General features: G+C 36.7%; 11 protein-coding genes. 5 read left to right on the forward strand and 6 right to left on the reverse strand.

All coding sequences use genetic code 11. From position 1 onward, the window contains the following. The first annotated feature begins 90 nt into the window (after positions 1-90). Complete coding sequence (locus tag A3835_09125) at positions 91-282, forward strand: 50S ribosomal protein L35 (protein ORI09865.1); 192 nt, start codon at positions 91-93, stop codon at positions 280-282. A 99-nt stretch (positions 283-381) separates the two neighbouring features. Next, on the forward strand, positions 382-738 hold the full coding sequence (locus tag A3835_09130) for a 50S ribosomal protein L20 (protein ID ORI09866.1): 357 nt from the start codon (positions 382-384) through the stop codon (positions 736-738). A 219-nt stretch (positions 739-957) separates the two neighbouring features. On the opposite strand, the gene A3835_09135 is transcribed toward A3835_09130, so the two are convergent. Beyond that, positions 958-1,707 carry a diaminopimelate epimerase gene (locus tag A3835_09135; protein ID ORI09867.1) on the reverse strand — a complete coding sequence of 250 codons (750 nt, stop codon included), beginning with the start codon at positions 1,705-1,707 and terminating at the stop codon, positions 958-960. A gap of 47 nt (positions 1,708-1,754) precedes the next feature. Continuing rightward, the gene (locus A3835_09140) at positions 1,755-2,351 is read right to left on the reverse strand and encodes a dephospho-CoA kinase (GenBank protein ORI09868.1); all 597 of its coding nucleotides are present in this window, start codon (positions 2,349-2,351) and stop codon (positions 1,755-1,757) included. An 80-nt stretch (positions 2,352-2,431) separates the two neighbouring features. Here A3835_09140 and A3835_09145 point away from each other — a divergent pair, with 80 nt between their 5' ends. From A3835_09145 to A3835_09155, 3 genes are read left to right on the forward strand one after another with little or no spacing between them, the layout of a single operon-like run. Further along, positions 2,432-3,415 carry a phosphoribosylformylglycinamidine cyclo-ligase gene (locus tag A3835_09145; GenBank protein ID ORI09869.1) on the forward strand — a complete coding sequence of 328 codons (984 nt, stop codon included), beginning with the start codon at positions 2,432-2,434 and terminating at the stop codon, positions 3,413-3,415. Then, the gene (locus tag A3835_09150; protein ORI09870.1) at positions 3,415-3,672 is read left to right on the forward strand and encodes a hypothetical protein; all 258 of its coding nucleotides are present in this window, start codon (positions 3,415-3,417) and stop codon (positions 3,670-3,672) included. Before A3835_09145 ends, A3835_09150 begins: the two co-directional genes overlap by 1 nt. Position 3,673: 1 nt before the next feature. Continuing rightward, the gene (locus A3835_09155; GenBank protein ID ORI09871.1) at positions 3,674-4,096 is read left to right on the forward strand and encodes a hypothetical protein; all 423 of its coding nucleotides are present in this window, start codon (positions 3,674-3,676) and stop codon (positions 4,094-4,096) included. Between the two features lie 4 nt (positions 4,097-4,100). Here the strand turns inward: A3835_09155 and A3835_09160 are convergent, their stop codons facing one another. The 4 genes from A3835_09160 to A3835_09175 form a co-directional block, all read right to left on the reverse strand. Further along, positions 4,101-4,835: a hydroxymethylpyrimidine/phosphomethylpyrimidine kinase gene (locus tag A3835_09160; protein ID ORI09872.1), complete on the reverse strand. Its 735-nt coding sequence runs from the start codon at positions 4,833-4,835 to the stop codon at positions 4,101-4,103. Positions 4,836-4,927: 92 nt separating this feature from the next. Further along, entirely contained in the window at positions 4,928-5,497 is a 570-nt protein-coding gene (locus tag A3835_09165; GenBank protein ORI09873.1) for a hypothetical protein, read from the reverse strand. Between the two features lie 90 nt (positions 5,498-5,587). Next, positions 5,588-6,268: a two-component system response regulator gene (locus tag A3835_09170; GenBank protein ID ORI09874.1), complete on the reverse strand. Its 681-nt coding sequence runs from the start codon at positions 6,266-6,268 to the stop codon at positions 5,588-5,590. A gap of 1 nt (position 6,269) precedes the next feature. Next, the gene (locus A3835_09175; GenBank protein ORI09875.1) at positions 6,270-7,919 is read right to left on the reverse strand and encodes a histidine kinase; all 1,650 of its coding nucleotides are present in this window, start codon (positions 7,917-7,919) and stop codon (positions 6,270-6,272) included. Positions 7,920-7,953: the final 34 nt, after the last annotated feature.

Here is a 7,953-nt window from a genome sequence, read left to right on the forward strand (position 1 = left end):
CTAAGTGAAATTTAAATTTTCTAAAGGATTTTTCGCTATAATCCAAAACTTACGCACTTGCTTGCGTATAAAATTTCAAAAAGGATTAGCATGCCAAAGATGAAAACCGTTCGCGGTGCTGCTAAGCGCTTTAAAGTAGGTAAAAATAAGATAAAAAGAGGCTCTGCTTTTAGAAGCCATATCTTAACAAAAAAACCTAGTAAGCGTATGAGAGACCTTCGTGGACCACACTACGTAGATAGCACAAACGTCTCAGCCGTTCGCAAAATGCTCGGCGTATAAAGCAGCGTAGATTTAAGTTTTTGACAAAAAGTCATTCAAACTCCCCCAAATTTAGGGGCAAGACTCACTTTGTGAGCGCCAATTTGTAAAAGGATAAATATGGCAAGAGTAAAAACAGGCGTAGTTAGAAGAAGACGCCATAAGAAAGTTTTAAAGCTAGCACGTGGCTTTTTCAGTGCTAGACATAAACACTTTAGAAAAGCTAAAGAGCAACTAGAGAGAAGTTTAGTTTATGCATACCGCGACAGACGCCAGAAAAAACGTGATTTCAGACGTTTATGGATCGTTCGTATCAATGCAGCTTGCAGACTAAACGACATTAGCTATTCAAGATTTATCAACGGTTTAAACAAAGCTAAGATTGAACTTGATAGAAAAATTTTAGCTGATCTAGCTATGAATGACGCGAAGGCATTTGCGGCACTTGCAAAACAAGCAAAAGATGCTTTGAAATAACACCTTTTCTCCGCTTCGGCGGAGATCTTCTTTTTTTTAAATTCCTATTCAAATTTTTATTAAAATTTATTTTTTGAGATTTTAACTTAGTTATTTTGTATTCAAATTTTAAATTAATACCACTATAAATTTAGCTCAGCTCTTGAGCACAAATTTAGTGATATAAATTTGAAAATTTGTTTGCTCTGACTAACTCAAAGCAAGTGCTAGAAACTCACCCTAAAAGCTAATTTCAATACTCGTATTAAAGCAGTGTTTCACCGCTCCACTAAATAAAATTTTGCCGCTTTCTAGTCTAAAGCCAAGCTCCTCGCCACTTTTTGGATAGACTTTTAGGCATTGTGCTGCGTTTAAATTTAAAGTAGCGCCGTAAAAGCAAGCCGCCATGCCAGTGCCACAAGCTAGCGTCTCATCCTCCACGCCCCTTTCGTAGGTTCTCACCTTTAAAACTTCGCCATCAAATTTGGCTAAATTTACATTTGCATTGTATTTTTGACGAAGCGACCTGCACTCTTTGACGTCAAATTCATCTAAATTTTGTGTGAAATTTACAAGATGTGGCACGCCAGTATCGTAAAAATACCAAGTTTTGCCGTTTTCATTTAATGGCTCGCTTAAAATCTTTGGACTTGTTAGCACGACCTCGACGCACTCACCTTTCACATTTGCCATCACCTCGCCGCTACCAGTTAGCAAGACAAATTCGTTTGAACTAACAAGACCATTTAGATAGGCATATCTAGCAGCCGCGCGCGAGCCATTGCCACACATCGCAGCGTAGCTTCCGTCACTGTTATAAAACTCCCATTTCGCACCCTTTTCGTAAGGCAAAAGTACTATTAGCCCATCAGCTCCCACGCCGTTCGTTCGGCTGCAAATTTGCCTTGCTAGCTCACTTCTATCTTTGTTCAAAAATGTATGAAATATGACAAAATCGTTGCCACTAGCGTTGTATTTTGAAACTTGCATTATTTTTCCTTTAAAATTGCTCTACTTTTTGCCAAATTTATATAAGCTCAGCCATAAATTTGCCTTAGAAATTTCTCTAGTTCTTGCTCTAAATTTTCTTTATCACTGCTGTTATCTATAATGAAATTTGCCTTTTTTCGCTTTTGCTCGATATCCATCTGAAGCTCCACTCTAGCTTTTGCACCCTCTAAACTTAGACCATTTCGGTTCATTAAGCGGCTTAGTAAAAGCTCTTTTGGTGCGTAAATCGCGGCAACATTTTTAAACTCAGCGTAGCGATCCTCTTTTTCAAAAAACAAAGGAATATCGACAAAATAAACCTGCCCCAAACACTCAAGCTTTATAGCGCGAGATAGAATTTCTTCCTTTATCTTTGGATGCAAAATTTGCTCTAAAATTTTTAATTTTTTTGGATCATTAAAAACAATGGCACCAAGTTTTTGCCGATCGATCTTGTCAGCTTCGTCTAAAATTTGCTCTCCAAAAAATTCCACTATCTCACATTTACAAATTTCAAGCTGCTCGTGCGCGATCATGTCCGCATCAATCACGCTAAAACCTCGCTCTTTTAGTAAATTTGAAACAGTGCTTTTACCGCTAGCGATCGAGCCTGTAATGACATAAGCGTTTGGAAATTTCTGCAAACTCGCTCCATTTTTGAAAATTGATAACAATTTTAGCAACTTTTGGCTAAAGTTTTAAAAAATTACAAAAAAGGGCAAAGATGATAAGCTATAAAGATGCTGGAGTGGATATAGATGCTGGAAATAGCTTTGTTGAGGCGATAAAGCCTTTCGTAAAATCTACACAAACACCAAACGTCATAGGTGGCATTGGGTCATTTTCAGGAGCGGTCAGACTACCAAGCGGGTATAAAAATCCAGCCATTCTAGGCGCGACTGATGGTGTCGGCACAAAGCTTCGCCTAGCTATCGACGCTAAGAAATTTGACGGCGTGGGCGAGGATCTAGTCGCAATGTGCGTAAATGATCTCATCTGCAACTTCGCTACACCACTCTTTTTCCTTGACTACTACGCAACAGCAAAGCTTGAGATAGAGAGCGCCAAAGAGGTGGTAAAAAGCATCGCAAATGGCTGCAAAAAGGCTCAGTGCGCACTTATCGGCGGTGAGACAGCGGAGATGCCATCGATGTATGAAAAGGGCGACTTTGACCTTGCTGGATTTGCCGTTGGTATCGCCGAGGCTGACGAGATCGATAGAAGCAAATTTGTAAAAGCAGGTGATGTTTTAGTCGCGCTTCCTAGTAGTGGCCTGCACTCAAATGGCTTTTCACTAGCAAGAAAAGTAGTTAGCGAGCTCGGACTAAAATTTGATGAAAAAGTAGGTGAGCGAAAGCTCATCGACGTACTTCTTGAGCCAACAAGAATTTACGTTAGCGACTTTTTAAGATTAAAAGATAAGATTACGGCAATGGCTCACATCACCGGTGGTGGCATAGTTGAAAACTTACCTCGCGTCTTTCCTGCTGGACTTGGTGCGAAGGTGCAAAAAAGTGCTGTAAAAACGCCTGAAATTTTTAAAATCCTCGCTCAAAAAGTAGAAGAAAGCGAGATGATGAGGACTTTTAACATGGGCGTTGGCATGATATTAGTTGTGCCTAAAGAAAACGTTGACGCTGTCCTAGCTAGTAGCGATGGCTACGTGATCGGTGAAGTAGTAAATGGCAAAGGCGTAGAGCTAGTTTAATGCAAGAAAATAGCAAAAAACACTTGATAAGGACCGAAAATAAGAGTTTTTTTGGTCTTAGTATTTATGAATATATAGGCTGTTTTGGCGTGCTAGAAAGCGATATCAAAAAACTTGATCTCTATAATCACTGGTGCAAGGTCTCACGTGCCTCTACTATGCTTTGCGTCACACATGATAGCGGTGAGAGTGACAACCTAGTCTATCTATATGACTGGGAGAAATTTAGCCGTATCTACATAAATACAGGAAATTGAGTTGGCAAAGCAAAAGGCAAAAATCGCATCTATTTGGGCTAGAGCGAAGGCCTTTATCATCGATCTTTTTATCATCGGTATGCCGATATTTTATGCGACAACATATCTTGTGCTTGATGGCAAAGAGGCATTTTTGCATAACCAAATTGCCATTTTTGGTGCAAATAGCTTGATCTCACTTATAATGTGCCTTTTTTTTAGCATAAAAGCACAAACTCCGGGCTATAAAGCACAAGAAATTTATCTAATAAACCTAAAAACCGGTAGAAAACCAAGCTTTTTTCATACCATCTTGCGCCAAATTTGCTTTGCCTTTGCTGGCTTTAGCATACTTGGGCTTTGCCTTTGTTTCTTTAGAAAAGATAAACTGAATCTGCACGACATCATCACTCACTCAGCTGCCGTGCAAAGATCAGAGGGATAAATTTTTACTTCGCTCCATGCCAAAGTAGGCGATTTTTACCAAGTTTTGTATCTATGCTCTCTTTTATGATAGAGCAAATATACTCTTTTGAAAGTTGTATAGACTCCTCTAAGCTCTTGCCCTTTGCTAAAAAGCAAGCAAGTGCAGTTGAGAAACTACAACCAGTTCCACTCATCACAAGCGGATTAACAAGTGGAGTTTTAAAATTTCTTAGCGAACCATCTTTTTTATAAAGTGTGTCTATGCTGCTATCTTCGCTGATATGTTTTTTTACGATGACGTCACAAGGCAAATCTTTATAATCATCACCAAAAAGCACATTTGCCTCATCTAAATTTGGAGTAGTTACTGTAGCTAAGCTCATTAGCTCTTTTAGTTTTGCCACCGCACTATCTTTTATAAGCTTGTGTCCGCTTTTTGAGACGCAAACTGGATCAAGCACTACTTTGGTATTTTGAGTTAGCAAAAACTCACGCACCACCTCCATAATCTCTTCACTAAATAACATGCCTATCTTAATCGCATCAAAGCCAAATTCTTCCGCAAGCGTATTTAGCTGATCCTTGACAAAACTAGGTTCTAAGCAAACCACGCTCTTTACAGCATCCGTAGTCTCAGCGACCAAAGAAGTTACCGCTGTTGCACTATAACAATTAAGCCTAGCACATGTTTTTATATCTGCTTGAAGCCCAGCTGTGCCGCTATTACAAGAGCCTGCGATGATTAGAATTTTTTTCATCGTTTTCCTTTGAAATTTTTGGCTTATTATAGAGGATATTAGATAAATTTGAGTTTTTTAAAACAGAAGAAATTTGAGCAAAAAGCTCAAATTTATGAAAGTTTATTTAAGTCGTTATCGATATCTATATATATCGTAGTTGCGTTAAGATTTGTATGCTCAAAGCTAGGATCTATCTGCTTATCGCTCTCTTTATGTTCATTCATTTTAGCTAAAAGATCATCTTCTCTTAATCCATGCTCATTTGCTAAATTTGGATCTATTTCATTAAAACTAATATTTACGCTAGCCTCATCATTTGGCTCTTCTTGCTCTAAACTGGTTGCACTAAGGATATCATCTACTTTTTCATTTATATGATCTAAGATAGATACATAATCATTGCCAAGAAGTGCTTTAAACAATGCGTCAGTATCTATACTAGACTCACCAATATCATCGCTTACTACGCTACTATCTAGCCAAAGAGTATCGTATCCGTTTATTGATATATCTTGTCCATCATTTGCAGTGATTGTAATGCTTGAGCTTTCACTCTCGCCCTTTATAGCCTCTCCGATATATACTTTATCATTTACGTCTAAAACTCTTACATGATCATTTTGGTCTATCGCTACAACATCAGATGAAACGCTTTTAACTATACCAGCTACTGCTGCCATCTTTATTCCTTATTTTTATTTGTCGGTATTTTAGTATATTTAATTACTTTTGTATATTGTACTATGGTACAAGGTGGCGATAATTCTAAATCATTCAGATTTTGTGATTAAAATATATCCACTCTCGCTAATATTTTTAAATTTCACACCAAGCTCACGCTTTAGACGAAGTATCACATTTTGGATAGCCGCCTTGCTAACATCGCTCTCATAGACAAATTCTTCTATCATCTCATAAGTAACTAGCTTATTTAGATTATAAGCAAAGAGCCAAAATATCTTATTTTGCAAAAAGCTAAGATAAATTTCAATGCCGTTTTTATAAATTTTCTCTCTTTTTAAATTTATACTCACCTCATCGCTTAAATAAACTAGCTTTTCATCTCGTTCAAAACTTAAACTAATAAGCATTGATCTAAGATCTTTCATATCAATAGGCTTTTTTAAAAAAAGCATCGCCCCTTCCTCCATGCTTTTTATCAAATTTTCATCGCTATCATAAGAGGTAAAGACGATAAATTTTTGGTGCGGCTTTGTACGTTTCATCTCATTCATCATCTCGAAGCCATTAAGCACTGGCATGTGAATATCACTCATCACAATATCAAAGCCTTGCTTTTTAAATTTCTCCACGCCATCTTGTCCATTGCAAGCACCAATTACCTGTTCGCAATAAGGTTTAAGTCCGCTAATAATAAGCTCTCTTGCCATATCGTCATCTTCAACTACCAAGACGGACGTCTTTTTTAAAATTTCTAAGACTTCTTGCATTTTAGTCCTTTAAATTTATATCAAAACTTAGCTCAAACACCGTTGGCTTTGCGTTATTTACGAGTCTTACGTCACCATTTAGCTTTTCTTGCGCTAGCTTTTTAGCAAAATAAAGTCCTATGCCATTTCCTTGCTTTTTGGTGGTATTTAGCCAAGTAAAAATTTTCTCGCTCATTTGCTCGCTTACGCCATTCCCATTGTCATAAACTCCGATGTAGCATTTATCTTCAAAGCTTCTAAATTTTATCTCGATGATACGTTTTAGTGGCTCATCTTTGTAGCTTTCAACAAGTGAGTCTTTTGCGTTGTGTATTAGGATTAGCAAAATTTGTTGGATTATATTTTCTATCTGACGAACTTTTTGTTCATTAAAACCACTAAATTTTACACTAACATTTGCACGGCTTAGCTCTGTGTGCATAAGAGTTATTAGATTTTTAACGCTTGTTTGTATCTCAAATTCGCTCACATTTTCAGCACTTTTGTAAAAATTTCTAAAAATTTCAATAGTACTTGAAAGAAGTTTGACCGAGCTTTGCCCTTTTTCAAGTAAATTTATTAGCTCCTCATCGCTTAATTTACCTTCTTTTTTTAACATTATGCACGAGCTTAGCATTAGTTTTAGCGAATTTACTGGCTGAATGAATTGATGATTTATACCACTTATTAGCTCGCCAGCCTCACTCATTTTGGCTCTATGAGTTAACAATGTTTCATACTCATCTTGTATCTTTTTTATCTTGTTATACATAAAATTATGAAGAATATTTGCCAAAAATGTGAGCGCAACGAAGGCAAAGAGCAAGCTTAGAGCATTTTTTAAAGCTTCTTTTGTTAAAGCTGAAATTTCCTCTTCGTTATTTGTGCCAGCTCCTATGAACCAATTTATCGTTGGTATCTCAGCTACTTGGATTAAATTTTGTCCTATTTTTAAGCTTGTAATGTCTTCATCTTTTAAAAACAACTCTTTAAATTTCTCCTCGATCTCTTTTTTTAAAGCAAGATCAGGTATCGATGTTAAAATTTCACCGCTATGAGTTACTAAAAATGAGTAAGAATTTGGCGCAAGGCTAAAATTTTTAATGCTGTTAAAGATATTTTCTATACGCACGACGCCACAAAGCGCTGCTTTAAATTTCGCTTGTTTTGTGACTGGAACGCATAAATTTAGAGTTGAGCCTTTTAAAATTTTATGTTTTTGCATGAAATTTACGCTTGGGGCATTTGTATTTTTTGTCTCGACATACCAGATAAGCCCTGCTCTTTCACTTTTTGGCATAACTTCTTCTAAAATTTTCTCTCCATCTACAAAAATTTCTCCATCATCTCTTAAAAGCTGCATTAAATCAAATTCTTTTGCGTTTTGTTTAAAGAGCTTTATAAAGCCAGCTATCTTTTTATCGTCATCTACGATGCCTGCATTTTGTATAAATTTTGACGCACGAATGAGTGAATTTATACGTTCATCAAGCCAAATTTGAAAGTTATTTACGATATTTTTGCTAACTGCTATGTTATTTTTATCAGATAGCTCTATGATTTTCTCTTTTGCATTGCTATAAATATTTAGCCCAAGAAGTATTACAAAAAGGCTAGCAAGCAAGATGATGGCGTAGATTTTAATATTTTGTGATTTTAAATTAATACCCATGCGTGCAGTATATCCTAAGTTAGCCCAAATTTGG

Source organism: Campylobacter concisus (assembly GCA_002092835.1).
In the GTDB taxonomy this organism is placed as follows: Bacteria; Campylobacterota; Campylobacteria; order Campylobacterales; family Campylobacteraceae; genus Campylobacter_A; species Campylobacter_A concisus_K.